Source organism: Gilvibacter sediminis (assembly GCF_028561565.1).
GTDB classification, from domain to species: domain Bacteria; phylum Bacteroidota; class Bacteroidia; order Flavobacteriales; family Flavobacteriaceae; genus Gilvibacter; species Gilvibacter sediminis.
Genome location: NZ_JAQQTE010000023.1, coordinates 162,260 through 183,059, shown reverse-complemented (window position 1 = coordinate 183,059; position 20,800 = coordinate 162,260). Strand labels below are relative to the sequence as shown.

Here is a 20,800-nt window from a genome sequence, read left to right as displayed (position 1 = left end):
AACGATTTCGCGCTTTTGTAGGAATTAACAAAAAATTAACATTTCAAAATATCGAAAGATATTGGTTTTTCGCCGACAAAATTAGGTCGAAGGTCGGCTAATTTTTAACTTCGAGTAAGGGTTGTCCTACAATTTAAACCTTTGTAAAAATCAACAGGATTTACCCCTTTTTTCCTACGTAGAATCTTCCCTATATTTATTCCGCTTTAAAACGCAAACTCCCCCTGTGGCTCATGTAAAACGAGAAGTTCAGAGCTACTAAACATCAACACATCCCAAATTGAATTCGGGGCTAACTCACAAAAGCTGCGAATTAACATGCTGAAAAACAATTAATTAAAAATCGCAAACAGGCGTGACCGGAAATACATTGCCAAATTTTACCAAACACACACCCTCTCGCGCAGGCGATTCCTTATTATTGAATACTAATTCCTAATCCTTATACTTTAAATCAAACAATTATGAAAAAAGTAATTTTAAGCGCAGCAGCACTATTGGTTGGAACTGTGGGTTTTGCACAGATGAACAATAGTGATGTATTCCAGGACGGTAATGCGAACGCATCTACCGTTACTCAAACTGGTTTCATGAACAACTCTGACGTTGACCAAATTGGTGATGCCAACAACTCTCTTGTAGAGCAAAATGGTACTACCAACGATTCTGACGTTGATCAAATTGGAAACAACAACCAATTCCGTACTACTCAGTCGGGAACTGACAACGACTCTAACACTTACCAAGAAGGTAATGGTAACCAAGGTGGTGGTGCCGGACTTATCTGGGGTACTTACCAAACTGGTGAGCGCAACTTAGCCAACACTACTTCTTTGGGAGATGGAAACAACGCTGGTACTCGTCAAGACGGTGCAGACAACGTTTCTGACATTTTCCAAGACGGTGTAGGAAACATCGCTAACGGTGGTTTCTGGGGTGTTTACCAAACAGGTGATGAAAACAACGCTGATGTTGACCAAGTTGGTAACAACAACGTTATGGACAACCTAAGACAAAACGGACTTCAGAACCAGTTCAAGATCACCCAAACTGGTGATTCTAACACGGCTTCATCTCTACAAGATGGTGAGCGTAACTTAGGTGGTGGTTCTAGCCTTATCTGGGGTATCAACCAGGAGGGAGACATGAACACCGCTACTAACTCTTCTATCGGAAATGACAACAACTCTGGTACTGGACAGTACGGGAACATGAACGTTTCTGCTATCGAGCAAGTTGGTGACATGAACGACGCTAACGGAGGATTCTTCGGAAACTACCAAGTAGGTGACGGAAACAGTGCTTATATTGGACAGTTCGGAGACTTGAACGACGCTCAGAACACATCTATCGGAAACGACAACATCGCTAACGCTACTCAGACTGGAGACGAAAACGTTTCTACTGCTGACCAAGCTGGAGACTTGAACGAGTCTTATGTTACTCAAGATGGATTCAACAACATGTCTGATGTTGACCAAATTGGAAACTCTAACATGAGCACAGTTTCTCAAAACGGAACTCAGCACATGTCAGTTGTTCTTCAAACAGGTAACGGAAACATGAGCTCTGTTACACAAAACGACTAATTATTATTAATTGATCTCAGGTTTGATCTGCTACCTGCACCAGGCAGGTAGTAGTTCAAATCAGATCGTAATTATGGTCTATGCAGGAAACTGCTATTCCCCACATTTTATATTTATGAAAAAAGTAATTTTAAGTGCATTTGCACTGTTGTTCGCAGCAACGTCTTTCGCTCAAATGAACAACAGTACCGTAACTCAAACTGGTAATATGAACGGTTCGACCGTTAACCAAACTGGGTTTATGAACGGTTCTACTGTTGATCAAGTTGGAGATGAAAACACTTCTGCTGTTGACCAAACAGGATCTCTTAACGCAAATGATACGGATCAACTAGGTAACAATAACGAATCTGATGTTGATCAACTTGGAGATGGTAACTCTGCCAATACGTATCAAGGTTTTGGCGCAGGTGCATCAATTAACGACGATAACTATTCTAAGATTTATCAAGAAGGAAACGACAACGAAGCAAACGTAAACCAATTTGGTGATGCTGACGGTGACGGATCTGACGATAACTACGGATGGGTTAGACAAATAGGAAACGACAACACTTCTAACGTCACTCAAGAAGGAGATGACAATACAGGTGAGAATCGTCAAATCGGAAACGATAACGAATCCGATATCCTTCAACAAGGTGATGACAACTACGCTGGAAGCGATCAGCAAGGTGACGATAACGACAACGACCAAGATCAGGTTGGAAACGGAAATCTTGCAGAGAACCAACAGTTTGGTAATGATAACACCAATGACATGAACCAAACAGGTAATGATAACTACGCCGGAGCTGGTCAATATGGAGACAATAACAATAGCGTTACTACACAAACCGGTAACGACAACCTTGGCTTCAATATCCAAGACGGTAACTTCAACGGTAGTTTTCAGAACCAAACTGGTGACGACAACTGGTCTGAAGTTTACCAAACAGGTAATGCTAACGGATCTTTGGTTAACCAAAATGGAAACGACAACTACTCATATGTAGTACAGCTTGGAGACAACAACAGTTCAGGAGTTGCCCAAGTAGGTGACGAAAATGAGTCTGATGTATACCAAGAAGGACTGCTGAACAACAGCAGTGTTCTTCAAAGTGGATTCAGCAATGACAGTTTCGTAACCCAAGTGGGAATCGGAAACTTCAGTGATGTGAAGCAATTTGGAGATGAGAACTTCAGCGATGTTGATCAATTCGGAGATGGAAACATTTCTGGAGTGATCCAAACTGGAGATTTGAACCAAAGCGTAGTTAGCCAAACTGGTGACTTCAATACAAGTACTGTTACTCAAAACGGGTTAGGACACATGAGTGTTGTAACTCAAGTAGGTAACGGAAACTCTTCAGTTGTTACTCAAAACGACTAAGTAGACGTTGAAATCCTTTCTAAGGGTTTCTCCTAATAAATTATACTGGGCGTGTTTTTTAACAGAACACGCCCATTATAACGTTAATTAATTATGTAAATTAACGCTGAATATGAAAAACGAAATTCGAATCCTATTGTTTTTGCTTGTAGTCTCCATTGGAGGCGTTCAAGCGCAAACTTATACTGAAGAGACTAATACTGCGCAACAGCAGGAGGTTTTGTCTCAGACTCAGCAGCAAAGCACAGATGTAGCCATTGCCGAGCAATCAAGCAATACTGTTTTTATTGATCAAATTGGAGAGAACAATAATGTTCGAATTGATAATTCAGCCTTGCAAAGCAATTTTGCGATCACTCAAATTGGACAAGACAATATTGTCAACCTCCAATTGCGAGCTGACTTGATCAATCAACAAGTGGTGCAGCGCGGGACAAATCACCTGGTAAACGACTTTAGTTTAAACAGCCGTGTACACAATCTGACCATTGTACAAGAAGGAGAAAGCCAAAACTTTGTATTTCACGGAGGTAATAGTATTACCGAAGACATGAAAGTTTCTATGCAAGGTCAAAACCAATCCATCATCGTTCGAAGTTTTAATTAAACCATGAACTACTCAGGACAAAGACGATACTGCTTATCGGTCGTCCTGATGTTATTCTCAGGGCTGACACTAGCCCAGATCTACAATAAAGAAATTGAAGCCAAGCTCGACATTTCCTTCAACGACGAGTTTATCAACATCGTAGCCTCAGGCGAGAACAAAACGCCAATTGACAAATCCTTACGTTATGTGATGTCTGGGTTTGTTCAGATGGATGACGGCAGCTCTGTCAAGGAGGACCAAGAAGAGCGCTTTGTATTGTCTGCCGGTGAAAAACGCAATTTAAACAGTATTACCCTGCCCAGAAGGGATGAGCGAAGAAAGATCATCCTGCTTTTAATTTACGATGAGAACGAGAAAATAGTCGGTAAGGACCGAGTGGTTTTTTACGGAGACGATAAAAACGATCCTGATCTGTTCAAATTCGAGATTGAAGAAGTTAAGAATGAACAGGAACTCAATGACGAACCGGACGGAATTGTTCTAACGGGTCTCGTAATTGAGAATACCAAGACCAGACCTGCCCGCGACTTTTATCGCGAATATTACGCAAACTATTTGAGCAAGAATGTAAATTCAGAGTTTATAATTACCATCGAAGAACTGCTTGCTTTAGGAACAAATACTAAGGTAGAGGTCAAGGTTGGAGAGACACTAGTTTGGCAGTTTTTCGTAAACCCTAGAAGCGACTACATCAAAGAAATGGCCGACATTGCACTTAGTCGAACTATTAGGTTCTTACAACAGCAAAAACGTGATCAAAATAACATAAAAAAATATTAGCTTTAACCCATGAGGATTTTACTAACGCTTTTACTTTTTGGAATCGCTCAATCTGTCTCTGGACAAGAGTTGGTTTATCGAGCCGTTAACCCGGCATTCGGTGGTGATACCTTCAACTATAATTGGTTGCTAAATTCTGCCAATGCTCAAAATGGATTTAACGATGTATCGCTCCGGGATGATCAATCCACACTTGATAATTTTGCTGAAAGCATTAATCGACAAGTACTGGGTCAGCTTACACGTAGTCTGTTCACTTCTCAATTAGGGGATGGTCTTGAAGCGGGTACCTACAGCTTTGGTACTTTAGCCTTGGAGATTTTCGATTCTGCAGAAGGACTTGTGGTCAATATTCTCGATACCTCTACGGGTGAACAAACCCAAATAATCATTCCTAACTAGATCATTAAGTAATGAAAACGTTACTGTCGAGGATATTCCTCTTGTCTCTTGTTGTGCTTTTTAATAGCTGCGGGGCATTATTCAATCAGCCCGTTGATGTTCAATCGGCACGCCTTGGAGAGCAATCGACTCAAACCACAACATTAAAGCAACTACCAGTACCCAACGAACCTATCGTTGTAGGTGTCTATAACTTCAAGGATCAAACGGGTCAATATAAAGCCGTGGAGAATGGTAGTACCTTCAGTACTGCGGTTACACAAGGAGCTACGACCATCCTTATAAAGGCCTTGGAAGATTCAAAGTGGTTCAATCCAATTGAACGCGAGAATTTGAGTAACCTACTCAACGAACGTAATATTATACGCTCTACGCGTGACGATTATCGCAAAGCCAATCCAGATGCGAACATTCCTAGATTAAAGCCTTTGCTTTTTGCTGGGATACTTCTAGAGGGAGGCGTTATTTCCTATGACACCAATATTCTTACAGGTGGAGCAGGAGCACGCTATTTTGGAGCTGGGGGTTCTACCCGCTACCGCCAAGACCGAATCACGGTTTATCTCCGCGCTGTATCGACCAGTAATGGAGCTATTCTTAAAACGGTTTATGTGTCCAAGACCATTCTATCCCAAGCAGTGGATGTGAGCCTTTTCCGTTATGTGAATTTTCAACGCCTTTTAGAGGTCGAGACCGGTTTTACTAAGAATGAGCCTACCCAGTTAGCCGTTTCTGAGGCCATTGAAAAAGCTGTTGAAGCCTTAATCATTGAAGGTATTATGGACGGCCTTTGGCAATCTCAAGATGGTCAGGATATTGATCAGGCTCTGATAGATAATTATCTATTAGAAAAAGAATTAGAAGCTTCTACAGGGCTTTATGAACGCGAGCTTGCGGAGCGCAGTGAGAAAAAACATGTATTAAATGTGAATCTCGGTGGGGCTTTGATTAATGGAGATTTTTCTTCTAGTGAGGTCGATGCTAATGCGAGCCTTGGATATCAATACAAACTCTCTGACGCCTTTAGAGTAGGCGTCGAGGGATCAATAATTCGACTTAATTCTTCTAAAGCAATTTCTAATCGTTATTGGTGGTTGACGGGTGATGCCAACTTGCAGTTCCGTTTACTGCCTTACGATAAATTCTCTCCCATCTTTTATGGTGGCGGTGGATATATGAGTTTTGTGGATAGCTCAAAGGCACGCTTTCTCCAAAACTGGGAAGGATTCTTTAAAGTTCAAGGCGGTGCGGGATTTGAGTACACACTTAACCCGAATTTCTCCATTATGGCCAGAGCGGGTTATCACGTGACTTTTACCGATAAGATTGACGATGTTTTCTTTGGGTCTCGCAATGACCATTATTTGACCTTTGGAATTGGACTAAACTATCATTTTGGCGGAGGCAAAGCTCCGGAACCTACAAACTAAACAAGGACCATGAATTTCAAGACTATATTTCGATACCTAACTATTGCAACCCTTGCTATTGTTTGGGGTTGTAGTGAAGATAAAATTGAAGATGGAGCTACGGGTACATTGACTGGATTAGTAGTTTCTAGTGGAGATAACGAGCCCTTGGCCAATGTAAAGATCTCTACCCAGCCTATAACAAGCACGGTGTTCACATCTGAATCAGGACTTTTTGTAATTGAAAGTGTGCCTGTTGGAGATTACGCGGTTCAAGCAGAACTCGACGGATTTGTGGTTGATTTTGAAGCAGCAGTGATTCAAACCAATCGTGAGTCCAATGTGATCTTTGAACTCAATAAAGAAGTTGTTGCGAATTCCTCACCTTTTACGCCGGTGCCCATTGCACCAGCAAATAATGCGACAGACCTACCATTGAGTTTGGACTTTATATGGTCTGGTGGTGATCCAGACGAGGATGACAATGTAACATATACCATCAGCCTGCAGAACGATCAAAATGATGAGGTGCTCGAGTTTCAAACGGTTACCGATACTACCTTAACGGTGAACAGCGGCCTGATTAACTCTGCACAATACTTTTGGCAAATCAGTGCTGATGACGGAGTGAATCCTCCGGTTTTAAGTGCTATCAGTAGTTTCGAGACTTCTGCGATTCCGCAAGCGGATTACCTCTTTGTACGTAAAATAGGTGACAATAACGTGATCTTTGGAGCTGACCTAGAAGGAAATTTGATCCAGCTTACCTCAGAAGCGACCAACAGCTGGCGTCCGCGAAAAAACAGTGCTATTGGTAAGATCGCCTACCTGCAAAGTGTTGGAGGACAAACACATTTATTTCTCATGAATGAAGACGGTTCAGATAAACGCCGACTGACCTTCCCGGTTCCGGTGAGTGGTTTTGACCTCAACGAGGTTGACTTTGCGTGGGAACCCAATGGTGCAAGTATTTTATATCCTACCTTAAGCGGAGTGCGCCGCGTAAGTACTTCTGCAACAACAGGAGTTACTACTCCATTCTTTGAGCCAGCCTCAGGAATGCTGGTGACTGAAATTGCTTGGAGCGCCTTTAATGACGTAATCGCCTTAAAACTCAACGATATTAACGGTTATAATGTGTCTATTATTACTGTAGATACTGACGGAAATCTAACCAATACAATATTTGATGGACAGCCAGGAGCTGCTGGAGGTTTAGATCTAAATATTGATGGATCCAAAGTATTGTATTGGTACGACACCTCAGGTTTGGAATTGCCTTCATACCTGCCGCAGGACGCACGAATTTTCATCTACGATATTCCAACAACTACCGCAACGGAGATAGAAACTTTCGTTACAAGTGGGCGTAATAATTTCGATCCGCGATTCGGACCTAATGAGAACAATATCTACTATACAGATAAAGCAAGATCATCTACGGCTATTCCCAACGTCTTTGTTCATGACCTGGGAGCACCGCCTCCAAATGATGCGAATTTAGTCTCCAACGGTTCCATGGTTGATTTTGAAGAGTAAGACCCTCTAATTGCTTTAGTAATTATAGCAATTGTGGTATTTTTGCCCTTTAAGTCAACGACACTATGAGTAAGGAGGTTTCCAAACGTTACGCTGGTCGCGGAGTTTCTGCTGCGAAGGAGGACGTTCACAATGCCATTAAGAATATTGACAAGGGCTTGTTTCCCAAAGCATTCTGTAAGATCGTTCCCGATTATTTGACCGGGAGTGAGGATCACTGTTTGGTGATGCATGCAGATGGAGCTGGAACCAAGTCATCCTTGGCCTATATGTATTGGAAGGAAACCGGAGATCTTTCGGTTTGGAAAGGTATAGCCCAAGACGCGTTAGTGATGAATCTTGATGATTTATTATGTGTTGGTGCAACCTCAGGGATAACCTTGAGTTCAACCATCGGAAGAAATAAAAATCGGATCCCGGGAGAAGTGATCGCCGCCATCATCAATGGAACAGAAGAATTGGTTAAAGAAATGGCCGATTTTGGCGTGGATATTTATCCAACCGGAGGAGAAACTGCGGACGTAGGAGATCTGGTTAGAACCATTATCGTTGATTCTACAGTAACAGCGCGCATGCGTCGTGATGAAGTGATTGATAACGGCAATATCCAGGCAGGTGATGTTATTGTCGGTTTGGCTTCTTATGGGCAGGCCAACTACGAAACCGAGTACAATGGCGGTATGGGCAGTAACGGACTTACTTCTGCTAGACATGACGTGTTTGGAAAACAACTCAGCAGTAAATATCCAGAGAGTTTTGATCCCGAAGTACCAGAAGATCTAGTGTACAGCGGGTCTAAGCAACTAACAGATGAGGTTGCTGACAGTCCGTTGGACGCCGGAAAGCTAGTATTGTCTCCAACGCGTACCTATGCGCCCATCATCAAAAAGATCTTAGAAGATATAAACCGAGATCAAATTCACGGAATGGTGCATTGCAGTGGCGGTGCCCAAACCAAGATCTTGCACTTTGTGGATCAATTTCACATTGTTAAGGACAATATGTTTAAGGTGCCTCCGCTCTTTAAATTGATCCAGCAAGAAAGCGGAACCGATTGGAAGGAGATGTATCAGGTCTTTAATATGGGACACCGTATGGAACTCTACGTTCCGGAGGCGGTTGCTGAGCAGATCATCGCCATTTCTGAATCCTTTGGCGTAGCGGCCCAGCGTATAGGAAGGGTAGAGGATTCAGCGGAAAAATCACTCACCATTCGCAGTGAATACGGGGAGTTCCGCTATCATTAATTGTCGTAAATTTACGACCAAGTTTTGCAATTATGCTTGATAAACTCAATATAGTTAAACAGCGTTTTGACGAGGTAAGTGACCTTATTATTCAGCCAGATATCATTTCTGATCAGAAACGGTATGTGCAAATCAATAAGGAGTACAAAGAGCTCAATGAGCTCATGAAAAAACGCAAGGAATACATCACCCTTTCTGGTAACATTTCTGAAGCAGAAGAGATCATTGCTGATGGCTCTGACGACGAGATGGTTGAAATGGCCAAAATGGAGCTGGAGGAAGCCAAGCAGCGTCTTCCGGAGTTGGAAGAGGAGATCCGTTATATGTTGATCCCAAAAGATCCAGAAGATGCTAAGAACGTCGTGGTTGAGATCCGTGCAGGAACGGGTGGTGATGAAGCCAGTATCTTTGCTGGAGATCTGTACCGCATGTACACCAAATACTGCGAAGGTAAAGGCTGGAGTGTTTCTACGGTAGATTACAATGAAGGTACTTCTGGAGGTTTTAAAGAGATCATTTTTGAGGTAGCAGGAGAAGACGTTTACGGAACCATGAAGTTTGAAGCGGGTGTTCACCGCGTACAACGCGTTCCTCAAACAGAAACTCAAGGTCGCGTGCACACCAGTGCTGCAACGGTAATGGTTTTGCCAGAGGCAGAAGAATTTGACGTAGAACTCGATATGCAAGATGTCCGCATTGAGCGAACCACGTCTACCGGGCCAGGAGGTCAATCGGTGAATACGACCTATTCAGCGATCAAACTTCACCACGAACCCACAGGGATCATTGTGAGCTGTCAGGATCAGAAGTCACAACATAAGAATCTAGAAAAGGCGCTCAAGGTGCTTCGTTCACGTCTTTATGAAGCCGAACTGGCTAAGAAGCAAGCTGCCGACTCGGAAAAGCGCAAGAGCATGGTTTCATCTGGAGACCGCTCAGCAAAGATCCGAACCTACAATTATCCACAAGGTCGTGTGACCGATCACCGTATCGGACTCACATTATACGATCTGGGCAATATCATCGATGGAGATATCCAAAAGCTTATTGATGAATTGATGTTGGCCGAAAACACTGAAAAGCTTAAAGAAAACAGCGAACTCTTTTAAATGACCAGCGAACAACTTACCGAGCAAATCCGCCTTAAAAAGTCCTTTTTATGTGTAGGGCTTGATGTTGATCTGGAAAAGATCCCTCCGCATCTTTTGAAGGAGGAAGATCCGATATTTGCCTTCAACAAGGCCATTATAGATGCTACTGCTGATTTGTGTGTAGGCTACAAGCCCAATACGGCCTTTTACGAGGCTTACGGCCTGAACGGCTGGAAAGCACTACAAAAGACGATTGATTATCTAAATAAAGAGTACCCGAATCATTTCACCATAGCCGATGCCAAACGCGGAGATATTGGAAATACCTCTACACGCTATGCTAAGGCTTTCTTTGAAGCTATGAATTTTGATTCTGTCACTGTTGCTCCCTATATGGGGCGCGATTCGGTGGAACCTTTTTTACAGTTCCCCGGGAAGTTTGTGATTTTATTAGCGCTAACTTCAAATGCGGGAGCCTTTGAGTTCCAAACACTTCAAGTTGACGATCAAAACCTATACGAACGCGTGATTGAGACTTCCTTAAGTTGGGAACACGCAGACCGATTGATGTATGTTGTTGGAGCTACCAAGGCAGAACATTTGGCGGTAATCCGTAAAAAGTTGCCGGAGCAATTTTTGTTAATTCCTGGTGTGGGTGCTCAAGGAGGAAGCTTACAAGAGGTATGTAAATACGGGATGGCTCCTAACGTAGGGCTTTTGGTGAATTCTTCACGCGGTATTATTTACGCCTCAAAAGGTGATGACTTCGCAGAAGCCGCTGCCGCAAAAGCTTCTGAGCTGCAACAGCAAATGGCCGTCATCCTAGATGCAATCTAAAGATCAATTAGGGAATACGCATCATTTTAAATCTGTTCCACAACGGATCGTTTCACTAGTGCCTTCACAAACCGAACTCTTGGTAGATCTGGGCTTAACCGATAATATTGTTGGGCTCACCAAGTTTTGTGTTCATCCGGAGCATCTCAGAAAGTCCAAAACAGTTATTGGGGGCACTAAGAAAGTTAATAAGGAAAAGATTGAGGCGCTTGCGCCAGACATTATCATTGCCAATAAGGAAGAGAATACGCAAGAGATCGTGGAATCGCTTGGGGAACTTGCTCCGGTATGGGTTAGTGATATTTATACAGTAGAAGACAGCTTGGAGTTTATCGCGGCAATGGGTGCGTTATTTAATAAGAACAGTATTGCTGATCAGCTCATTGCGTCCATTAATGGAGAACGTGAGCAGTTTAGAGCTCACATTAAAGATCAAAAACGATTAAAAGTTGCTTATTTGATCTGGAAGAATCCTTTTATGGCAGCTGGACAAGCTACCTTCATTGGGGATTTGATGCGTGAGAATGGCTTTGAAAACATGATTGAAGATCCAGAGGGGCGTTATCCCGAGGTAAGTCATGAATTATTGACCCAGGCCGATCTGGTCCTGTTGAGTTCAGAGCCTTATCCTTTTAAACAAGAAGATGCGGCACAATTAAGTGCACAACTCCATAAACCGGTAAAACTAGTTGACGGTGAATATTTCAGTTGGTACGGAAGCCGATTAAAAGATGCCTATGCTTATTTTAAGCAGATGCGCTAGTATATTCTGAGTTTAGCAAGCCCTGAATCGCTTGCAATTTGCGGTCCGCAATTTGCAGCGCTCTCTTACTTTCTTCTTTGTCAAAAACGGCGGTTGTGTAAGCATATCGCATCCATCGCTGATAAGAAATCTCTAAACGACGCAGCTTACTTTTTTTAAAGGATAAAATCATAGGGGAGTGAGTTTCCTTAAAGTTAGTTACAAAAGTTTAAATCAGGCTTAATTTTAACTTAAACCTTATTCTTAAAACTGTAAGAAAACCCTCGCTGAGTTGTGGTTTTATCCGTAAAATTTAACCTTTAGTCCTGAAGAGCAAAAACACGGCGTAGTAAATCTGTGGTTCTTGCGCCAATTTTATTTCTGATCTCCTGTTCCTCAACAGCGATCATGGTGTAAACACCTTTAAGTGCTTCAGTAGTAACATAATCCGTTAGATCCGGATTTACATCATTGACTAAGGGAATGCTGTTGTACTTGTTGATGAGTTGCTCCCAAATGGCATCGGCACCCACACGACTGAAGGAATCATTGATCACCGGATTGAACTTATCGTACAAGGCCGTACGGGTTCTGTTCTCCAAATAAGTGGTCGCTGCATTGTCTGCACCTAGCAGTATATTCTTGGCATCAGCAAAACTAATGTCTTTCACCGCTGCGACAAAGATTGGCGTAGCTTGCTTCACGGCATCTTCCGCTGCCCTGTTAAGGGCTTTAAGGCCTTCATCGGCTAAACTACTCAAACCAATATCACGCAAAGTTTGATCAACTTTACGAAGTTCTTCTGGCAATAGGATCTTAACGAGTTCATTTTTATAGAAGCCATCCTTGGCGGTAAGCTTACTCACTTGCTTTTCAATACCCTGATCCAAGGCTTCTCTCAAACCGTTGCCAATTTCTTGTTCGGACAATTGAGGCAAACCATTGGGCAGCGAATTCACAACTTGTTGCAGTTCTCCGCAGCTAAAGGTGATCATGGTCAATAGGAGTAGTGATAGGCGTTTCATGAGTTTTATTTCTGTTTTAAGGGGTGTTTTTCTTAAGGCTATCCTAAAACGATTTCGTTCTGTGGGTGAAAGTACAAAAATCACCCTCAAAATAGTTAACTTTACCCCAAAATTAGGACAAAATACCATGCAGCAAGCCGCTCCATATAAACCCAAAAACAAAGTACGAATCGTAACTGCCGCCTCACTTTTTGACGGCCACGATGCAGCTATAAACATCATGCGTAGAATCATCCAATCCACTGGGGTTGAGGTGATTCATCTCGGACATGACCGCTCTGTAGAAGAAGTGGTCAATACCGCCATTCAAGAGGATGCCAATGCCATTGCCATGACTTCCTATCAAGGTGGGCATAACGAATACTTCAAGTATATGTTTGATCTGCTCAAGGAACGCGGAGCGAGTCATATCAAGATCTTTGGCGGTGGAGGAGGAGTAATTCTTCCGGAGGAGATCAAAGAACTTATGGATTATGGGATCACCAGAATCTATTCTCCTGATGACGGACGTGAAATGGGCTTGCAAGGCATGATCAATGATTTGGTTCAAAAGGCTGATTTCCCGATTGGAGATTCCTTAAATGGAGAGATCAATAGATTGGCCACTAAAGAAACTGGAGCAATAGCTAGGATCATCTCGGCAGCTGAAAACTATCCAGAGGTCGCCAAAGAAACTCTGGATACCATCCACAAAAAAAATGAAAAGACAACAACACCCGTCTTGGGAATCACAGGAACCGGAGGCGCTGGTAAATCGAGTTTGGTTGATGAGTTGGTGCGCAGATTCCTAATTGACTTCCCGGAAAAGACCGTAGGTTTAGTTTCTGTGGATCCGTCTAAAAGAAAGACCGGTGGTGCCCTTTTGGGAGACCGCATCCGCATGAACGCCATCAATTCGCCACGTGTTTATATGCGCTCTTTAGCTACGCGTCAAAGCAATTTGGCTCTTTCTAAGTATGTCAATGAGGCTGTTGAGGTTTTAAAAGCTGCGGAGTTTGATCTGATCATTTTGGAGACTTCCGGAATTGGGCAAAGTGATACCGAGATCCTAGAGCATTCCGATATTTCGCTTTATGTGATGACTCCTGAATTTGGGGCTGCTACACAATTAGAGAAGATCGATATGCTTGATTTTGCTGATTTAGTAGCGATCAATAAATTCGACAAACGCGGTGCTTTGGATGCACTGCGCGATGTGAAAAAACAGTATATGCGTAACCACAATCTGTGGGATACGCCTCAGGAACAGTTGCCCGTTTACGGAACTATCGCTTCTCAATTTAATGATCCAGGAATGAATACCCTGTATCGCAAAGTAATGGACACTTTGGTGGACCGTACCGGTGCCGAGCTTAAGAGCAGCTATGAGGTGACAGACGCCATGAGTGAGAAGATCTATGTGATTCCTCCTGCGCGAACACGTTACCTTTCAGAAATTGCAGAGAACAACCGCGCCTATGATGATCGTGCCAAGGCTCAGATCGCCACAGCTCAACAGCTTTTTGGTATCTACAAGACCATTTGTTCTGTTTTGAATGTGGATTCTGATGTGCGTTTTAGAGACGTATTGACCAAAGGCGGATTGAATGAAGAGTACTTGGCAGAAAATGTCTCAGAAGACAACAAAGTCTTTATGGACTTACTCCAAAAGGAGTTTGATCGGGTAAAAATGAACTTGGATCCTTACAATTGGGAACTGCTTTTACAGTGGCCGGATAAGGTGGCGCGATACAAAGCACCGATCTACAGCTTTAAGGTTAGAGACAAGGAGATCAAAATTGAAACCCATACCAAGTCGCTTTCACATTCAGACATTCCAAAGGTTTCTTTACCTAAATACACCGCTTGGGGTGAGATCCTTGAATACGCCTTGCAAGAGAACGTTCCGGGAGAATTCCCTTATACAGCAGGTCTTTATCCGTTTAAGCGAACCGGAGAGGATCCTACGCGTATGTTTGCCGGAGAAGGTGGGCCAGAACGTACCAACAGACGTTTTCACTACGTTTCTCAAGGCATGCCAGCCAAGCGTTTGTCTACGGCCTTTGATTCGGTGACCTTGTACGGAAATGATCCAGGGCATAGACCCGATATCTACGGAAAGATTGGGAACTCTGGAGTTTCCATCTGCTGTTTGGACGATGCTAAAAAGCTCTATAGCGGCTTTGATCTCAGTGATCCAATGACCTCGGTGAGTATGACTATCAATGGTCCAGCCCCAATGCTTTTGGGCTTCTTTATGAACGCCGCTATTGATCAAAACTGTGAAAAATACATCAAGGCAGAAGGCCTGGAGGCCGAGATCGACAAAAAGATCAATGCCATTTATAAGGCCAAAGGACAGGAGCGTCCCGTGTATCGTGGCGATTTGCCTGAAGGTAATGACGGTTTGGGATTGATGCTTTTAGGAGTTACTGGAGATGAAGTACTGCCTAAGGAAGTATACGAGCGTATCAAAGCGGAGACCTTAACGCAAGTGCGTGGAACGGTTCAAGCCGATATCTTAAAAGAAGACCAAGCACAGAACACCTGTATTTTCTCTACAGAATTTGCCCTGCGTTTGATGGGTGATGTGCAAGAGTACTTCATTGATCAGAAGGTGCGTAACTTCTATTCGGTATCTATTTCTGGTTATCATATTGCAGAGGCAGGTGCCAATCCAATTACGCAGTTGGCCTTGACTTTAGCCAATGGCTTTACCTATGTGGAGTACTATTTGAGCCGTGGGATGGACATCAATAAATTTGGTCCCAACCTGTCGTTCTTCTTTAGTAATGGAATTGATCCCGAATATGCGGTGATTGGGCGGGTCGCACGCAGAATTTGGTCCAAGGCGCTCAAACACAAGTACGGTGCCAACCCAAGAGCACAGATGCTGAAGTATCACATTCAAACCTCTGGAAGAAGCTTACACGCGCAAGAGATCGATTTTAACGACATTAGAACCACCCTACAGGCCTTGTATGCGATCTACGATAACTGTAATTCATTGCATACCAACGCTTATGATGAGGCCATTACAACGCCTACGGAAGAAAGTGTGCGCCGAGCAATGGCGATCCAACTTATCATCAATAAGGAATTGGGATTGGCAAAAAATGAAAATCCAATCCAAGGGGCTTATATCATTCAAGAATTGACCTCCTTGGTTGAGGAGGCTGTTTTAGCAGAGTTTGACCGTATCACCGAACGCGGTGGGGTTCTTGGCGCAATGGAGACCATGTATCAGCGCTCCAAGATTCAAGAAGAGAGTCTGTACTATGAAACCCTTAAGCACAACGGAGAATTCCCCATCATTGGTGTGAATACCTTCTTGAGCAAAAAAGGATCTCCAACGGTATTGCCTGCGGAGGTGATACGAGCAACAGAAGAGGAGAAGCAACAACAGATCCAGACTTTGGAGTCCCTGCATGAGCGTCACCAAGATATTGCTGCCGATCTCATTGCAGATTTGCAACAAGCCGCCGTACAAAACGACAATATTTTCCAGCATCTGATGGAGGTATGTAAACGTTGTTCTTTAGGGCAGATCACCCAAGCTTTGTTTGAAGTAGGCGGACAGTACCGCAGAAATATGTAAGGTCAGTTTATAAAGTAAGCATCCAGTTGCGTTGCAACTTCTTGAATTTGCGCAATTCTTTTCTAAGAACTCCTACAAATTCTGCACCGTTGCTATTGCTGCCTTCTAATCGTTCACAATTTCTGTAAAGACGATTGGTCAATCGGTTTAGGTAATCGGCGTGCTTGTGCTTCTTGTCGCGCTCTAGCTGTTGTTCAGCCTTTAAGATCTCCGGCGCTAAACACACAGATTGCTGAATAATATCTCCTGTGAAATAGATGTGCGGATTCTCCTTACCGTGAGGATTGAGTTCTGACAAATCTTCAATGAGGTAGTCAGATATCCTTCTCGATAAGGTAAAAATCTCTAGTGCCTTTTGATAAATAGGCGATGAGGGAACCTTTGAATACATAGCAATTGTAATGATAGTTCATCAAAACACTCAAAGTTACTTAGATAATAAGGGAGTATTCTATCGAAATTAAAGATTTTAGATATATTTACTTTATAATCGTAATTTTATAGGCGTAAATACTGACAAAATGAAGATGGATACCCTTAATTGGAAGATACTCAAGTGCTTGCAGGCTAACGCGCGACAGTCAAATGCGGAGATCGGGCGGCAAGTTGGCATCACTTCTCCTGCTGTTGCAGAGCGTATTAGAAAGATGGAAGATGCCGGAGTGATCAACGGCTATCACGCCAATCTTTCCTCCTTAGAAATGGGCTATCAACTCAAGGCAATTATCACCTTGAGAGCTTTTATGGGGAAACTCAAGCCTTTCTTAGAAAAGGTAAAAACCTTCAATGAAGTTGTCAACTGTTACCGCATCACTGGGAACGAGAATATTGTAATGGAGGTGGTGCTCAAAAACCAGTTGCATTTGGAGAGTTTTATCGATCAGCTGATCATCTACGGAGAGACCAAAACTCAGATCGTCCTGTCTGATGTGATCAAGAACGCGCCCATTCAGCCCTTAGATTAATCCACAATATTCACGTGAGGCACTTCGTCCAGATCCCAGTCTATCACCAATCCTTGTGCCAGGCGTTTAGCCACTTCTTTACCATAGAGTAATTCTGCAGTAAATAAGGCCGCTTCAAAACTCTTTGCACCCCCTGCAGAAGTTATAAAGCGGTTATGACGCACAAAAAGCACATCTTCACGAACATCCAGCTCAGGGAACATTTCCTTGTATTTGTCAACATCAGAAGGGAAGGTCGTAGAAGCCAAACCGTCTAGCAAGCCGGCTTTGGCCAAAACGAAGGCGCCATCACAATGCGAGGTCACAAACATGGCTTTGTCTGCAACCTGCTTAACCCATTCCAGCATGGCGGTGTCTTCTAAGTCTGTATCTAAATGATGTTCTGCACTAGGGATCACCAAAATATCGATCTTGGGGATCTCATCATTCAAATAGTTGTAATCCGGAATGATGCGCACGCCTTCAAAGGTGGTTATTGGATCGTCAGTGTTGGCCACAGTAAATACGTTCATGGCTTTGATGCTGTCCCGGTAAATGGTGTGTTGAAAAATATCAAATGGCGCGGTAAACTCTGTATTGTAGGTGCCATCCATGATCAAGAATCCTACGTTATACCTAAAAGGATTGATGGGAGGAAAGGTTTTGGTGGTCTCCAATTCAACCGTGCCCAAACTTCCTTCTTGTCCTTGTTTGCAACTGCTTAAACTCAACAGCGCTACAATTATGATTGCCCAAATCTTCATACATCTTTTTTTAATTGAATAAAGGTAACGGATTGCTTCCAAATCTTATGCATTCGGTCGCAAATCAAGGCGATCACTAACAGTCCAATTCCGAAGATATTGAAGGTCATTCCAAAGCCCAGTCGGTCGGCCATATTCATTCCCGTATTGTGTCCAAAAACGTGAGAAAAACTCCAGCTCATGGAATACATACCCATATAGCTACCCTTTCGTCCTTCTGGCGAGAGTTCCAATGCCAAGGCATTAGAGAAGGGTGACTCTATCATTTCTCCTATGGTCATTAAGATCATTCCTATAATTAGTAAGCCAAAGTGATGCCCCAGATTTAGGACCAAGAAACTCGCTGCTAAAAAGAGCGTGCCAATAGCTACCAATCTAGTCTTAGAGAGTTTGCTTCTTTCCAGCCAACCCACCAGCGGCATTTCTGTCAGTACGATCATGGCTCCGTTGAGGAACAAGATCCATCCAATGATGTCTTCACTGAGGTTGTAGATCTGCTCGTAATAGATCGGTACCAGAGAAAAGTACTGTACAAATACCACGGCGATAAGCATCATCAGCAAAAAGAAGATCAAAAAGGGGCGGTTTTTAAGCGGAGGTGCTCCATGCTTCACCATAGCCTTTCGCTCTGCTTTGGTCGGTGCCTTAACTGCTTTTAAGCCAATGATCATCACCCCAGCAGCTAGCATACAACTTATCCCATCTATCCAGAAAATAGCATTATATCCGGCAGTTGCAATGATGATTCCGCCAATAAGCGGCCCTATGGAAAAGCCTAAGTTTATAGCCAGTCGTATCAAGGCAATGGCGCGCGTCACGGACTGTGGAGTACTGTAGGCTTCAGCAGCAACAAATACTGCAGGCCGGTATCCATCCACCAAAAACATCACCCCAAATATAGCCGCACAAACCCCATAGAATCCTGAGGCCCATTGCAAGCTAATAAAGCCCAATCCGCCTAAGAACAAACTCAGAACTATCACATTGTAATACCCAATAATGTCTGTAATGCGTCCGCCTACGTAGGTTCCTAATACAGAGCCCAACCCGTAGCAAGACATGATCCAGCCCACTTGTGCAAAGGTGAAATTCAGTTCTTTCATCAAGTAGAGAGAAAGAAACGGAATCACCATGGCACCTGTTCTGTTGATCAGGGTCACCAAGGACAGCATCCAGATCTCTCTGGAGAGTCCCTTAAAGTTTTCAATGTAGTTTCTGTATAGTGTTTTCACTTTGGGTAAAAAAAAAGCGTCCAGGGTTTAAAACTGGACGCTTGTTATAATTGGTTTAATTTTCGCTCATTAATGCACAGCCTCCATAAGGTCATAAGACCAGTTTTGATTCTTGTATTGGACTGTGGTACAAATCATTTTGATTCAATTGTGGAGTAAAACTACAATTTTTAATTCAATGGCAAGGTTTCTCAGGAATTTATTCCGATGCGGCTGAGCCATATGCCCAGTCCAACTGCTGCAATTCCAACCAAAACACTTCCGGCCATATAGCCTACAAAATTGGCCAACTGACCATCTTTTAAGAACTGTTGTCCTTCTAAGGCATAGGTGGAAAAAGTGGTGAATCCGCCACAGAACCCCACGGACAATAGCCAAAGCAGGGTTTGATCCATCCAAGAAAAACGCATACTCCATCCAAAGAGAAGCCCAATCAGCAAACAACCAATCATATTCACCATAAAGGTTCCCCAGAAAGGAGAATAATTGAGATGTGCTGTCCAAGTATTAACGCCATAGCGCAAAACACTGCCCAATCCGCCTCCTAAAAAGACCAGTAATACAGCTTTCATTAATTGATTGTTTCTGTGGGTGGAATAATGGGAACATAGACCTCTGTCAACCAATTGGCTGGGTTAGGTTCTAACCCTGGGTCTGAAGCGTAAACCTCAAATTGAGGTTTTTCGGGATCTATTATTAAGGCCTTTTGCTCAATATAGGTGTAGGCCGCTTTATAGGCTTCATCCAAGTGATCGTAGTTTCCTTTTAGCGTAGTTTTGATCGCTGTTAAGGGTTCTATATATCCACACAACACACTGCTGTCAGCGGCGGTATTGATGCGTTCTTTTACAGGAATGGCTGCAGAAAAGATTACGGTCCCTGCGGCCGCATCTACCTGATGGAAGATCGTAAAGGGCGCACCGCTTTGTTGAATGTTGTTGGATTGCATATAGGTCATGACCTCACCCAACATGGGGCCCATTTTTGCCGCTCTGCCCGCTGTGGTGGCAGATTCGGTCACGTACATATAATAGCCGCCACCGTATTCTACAATACCGTCAAAATTCACAGAGAACTTGGCCATCTGCTGCAAGATGTGATTTTCCATATTTTCCAAGCCTGTTTCATACATCTCTTTGGTAGCATCTTCAAAGGACCCGGACTGAAACGACATAAAGACCTTTTCCAAAAGACTGAGCTCTCCTTTCATTCCCCAGCTCACACGCGTAGTGTTGTCTGGTCCCGGTTCAAAACTCCAATACACATCAGAAGAGCTGTCCCCCAAAGGCGTATTGAAGGTGATCTTTTGTTCTATGGATTCATTCTCTGTGACCGCGACGGTCTTCATACTGCCTTGTCCTACTTCTGGGTGGTCACTGACCCAAGAATAGCCGGCGCCAACCCCTTGAAGGGTATCGCTGTAGGTAATTTGCACATTAGGATCGGTTTGCATCCAAGGACCCCATTGACTCCAAGTCTGATAATTATCTGCCGTCTTAAAGGCCAAGGATTGCGGTACTTTGAGATCTTTGGTCGCCGTGACGTCAAAACTGCCGTCTTGGGCTCCAAAGTATACGGCTCCAGCCACGAGGATCACGAGGATCAGCAAAAACAAATACTTTAAAAACTTCATGTTTTAT

19 protein-coding genes are annotated in these 20,800 nt (G+C 43.4%); 13 read left to right on the top strand and 6 right to left on the bottom strand.

The window, feature by feature from the left end; translation table 11 throughout:
- Window positions 1-464 precede the first annotated feature (464 nt).
- The 11 genes from POW22_RS15100 to POW22_RS15050 all read left to right on the top strand — a co-directional run bounded on the left by POW22_RS15100 (window position 465) and on the right by POW22_RS15050 (window position 11,639).
- Window positions 465-1,589, top strand: coding sequence for a hypothetical protein (locus POW22_RS15100; protein WP_272833601.1), 1,125 nt, complete (start codon window positions 465-467; stop codon window positions 1,587-1,589).
- A 115-nt stretch (window positions 1,590-1,704) separates the two neighbouring features.
- The gene (locus POW22_RS15095; RefSeq protein WP_272833600.1) at window positions 1,705-2,961 is read left to right on the top strand and encodes a hypothetical protein; all 1,257 of its coding nucleotides are present in this window, start codon (window positions 1,705-1,707) and stop codon (window positions 2,959-2,961) included.
- Between the two features lie 112 nt (window positions 2,962-3,073).
- Window positions 3,074-3,568: a hypothetical protein gene (locus POW22_RS15090; protein ID WP_272833599.1), complete on the top strand. Its 495-nt coding sequence runs from the start codon at window positions 3,074-3,076 to the stop codon at window positions 3,566-3,568.
- Window positions 3,569-3,571: 3 nt separating this feature from the next.
- The gene (locus tag POW22_RS15085) at window positions 3,572-4,351 is read left to right on the top strand and encodes a CsgE family curli-type amyloid fiber assembly protein (protein WP_272833598.1); all 780 of its coding nucleotides are present in this window, start codon (window positions 3,572-3,574) and stop codon (window positions 4,349-4,351) included.
- A 9-nt stretch (window positions 4,352-4,360) separates the two neighbouring features.
- Window positions 4,361-4,753 (top strand): curli production assembly/transport component CsgF, encoded by a 393-nt coding sequence (locus POW22_RS15080; protein WP_272833597.1) that lies wholly within the window; start codon window positions 4,361-4,363, stop codon window positions 4,751-4,753.
- An 11-nt stretch (window positions 4,754-4,764) separates the two neighbouring features.
- A complete protein-coding gene (locus POW22_RS15075; RefSeq protein ID WP_272833596.1) occupies window positions 4,765-6,183 on the top strand; it encodes a CsgG/HfaB family protein in 1,419 nt (472 codons plus the stop codon).
- A 9-nt stretch (window positions 6,184-6,192) separates the two neighbouring features.
- Complete coding sequence (locus tag POW22_RS15070) at window positions 6,193-7,701, top strand: carboxypeptidase regulatory-like domain-containing protein (RefSeq protein WP_272833595.1); 1,509 nt, start codon at window positions 6,193-6,195, stop codon at window positions 7,699-7,701.
- Window positions 7,702-7,766: 65 nt separating this feature from the next.
- A complete protein-coding gene (locus tag POW22_RS15065) occupies window positions 7,767-8,948 on the top strand; it encodes an AIR synthase related protein (RefSeq protein ID WP_272833594.1) in 1,182 nt (393 codons plus the stop codon).
- Window positions 8,949-8,980: 32 nt separating this feature from the next.
- Complete coding sequence (gene prfA, locus POW22_RS15060) at window positions 8,981-10,057, top strand: peptide chain release factor 1 (RefSeq protein ID WP_272833593.1); 1,077 nt, start codon at window positions 8,981-8,983, stop codon at window positions 10,055-10,057.
- Window positions 10,058-10,876 (top strand): orotidine-5'-phosphate decarboxylase, encoded by an 819-nt coding sequence (gene pyrF / locus POW22_RS15055; RefSeq protein ID WP_272833592.1) that lies wholly within the window; start codon window positions 10,058-10,060, stop codon window positions 10,874-10,876.
- Window positions 10,866-11,639, top strand: a complete 774-nt coding sequence (locus POW22_RS15050; RefSeq protein ID WP_272833591.1) for an ABC transporter substrate-binding protein — start codon at window positions 10,866-10,868, stop codon at window positions 11,637-11,639. Before pyrF ends, POW22_RS15050 begins: the two co-directional genes overlap by 11 nt.
- A 299-nt stretch (window positions 11,640-11,938) precedes the next feature.
- Here the strand turns inward: POW22_RS15050 and POW22_RS15045 are convergent, their stop codons facing one another.
- Entirely contained in the window at window positions 11,939-12,643 is a 705-nt protein-coding gene (locus POW22_RS15045; protein ID WP_272833590.1) for a DUF4197 domain-containing protein, read from the bottom strand.
- 127 nt (window positions 12,644-12,770) lie between these two features.
- Here POW22_RS15045 and POW22_RS15040 point away from each other — a divergent pair, with 127 nt between their 5' ends.
- Window positions 12,771-16,220 (top strand): methylmalonyl-CoA mutase family protein, encoded by a 3,450-nt coding sequence (locus POW22_RS15040; RefSeq protein ID WP_272833589.1) that lies wholly within the window; start codon window positions 12,771-12,773, stop codon window positions 16,218-16,220.
- Window positions 16,221-16,227: 7 nt separating this feature from the next.
- Here the strand turns inward: POW22_RS15040 and POW22_RS15035 are convergent, their stop codons facing one another.
- Window positions 16,228-16,611 (bottom strand): hypothetical protein, encoded by a 384-nt coding sequence (locus POW22_RS15035; RefSeq protein ID WP_272833588.1) that lies wholly within the window; start codon window positions 16,609-16,611, stop codon window positions 16,228-16,230.
- 130 nt (window positions 16,612-16,741) lie between these two features.
- Between POW22_RS15035 and POW22_RS15030 the strand changes: the two genes are divergently transcribed.
- Window positions 16,742-17,185: an Lrp/AsnC family transcriptional regulator gene (locus POW22_RS15030; RefSeq protein ID WP_272833587.1), complete on the top strand. Its 444-nt coding sequence runs from the start codon at window positions 16,742-16,744 to the stop codon at window positions 17,183-17,185.
- On the opposite strand, the gene POW22_RS15025 is transcribed toward POW22_RS15030, so the two are convergent.
- From POW22_RS15025 to POW22_RS15010, 4 genes are all read right to left on the bottom strand, one after another.
- A complete protein-coding gene (locus POW22_RS15025; protein ID WP_272833586.1) occupies window positions 17,182-17,928 on the bottom strand; it encodes a DJ-1/PfpI family protein in 747 nt (248 codons plus the stop codon). The two genes, POW22_RS15030 and POW22_RS15025, sit on opposite strands and share 4 nt — an antisense overlap.
- The gene (locus tag POW22_RS15020) at window positions 17,925-19,160 is read right to left on the bottom strand and encodes an MDR family MFS transporter (RefSeq protein WP_272833585.1); all 1,236 of its coding nucleotides are present in this window, start codon (window positions 19,158-19,160) and stop codon (window positions 17,925-17,927) included. The genes POW22_RS15025 and POW22_RS15020 overlap by 4 nt, the downstream gene beginning before the upstream one ends.
- Before the next feature lie 191 nt (window positions 19,161-19,351).
- Window positions 19,352-19,732 carry a fluoride efflux transporter CrcB gene (crcB, locus tag POW22_RS15015; RefSeq protein WP_272833584.1) on the bottom strand — a complete coding sequence of 127 codons (381 nt, stop codon included), beginning with the start codon at window positions 19,730-19,732 and terminating at the stop codon, window positions 19,352-19,354.
- Window positions 19,732-20,793 (bottom strand): SRPBCC family protein, encoded by a 1,062-nt coding sequence (locus tag POW22_RS15010; protein WP_272833583.1) that lies wholly within the window; start codon window positions 20,791-20,793, stop codon window positions 19,732-19,734. The genes crcB and POW22_RS15010 overlap by 1 nt, the downstream gene beginning before the upstream one ends.
- Window positions 20,794-20,800 lie beyond the last annotated feature (7 nt).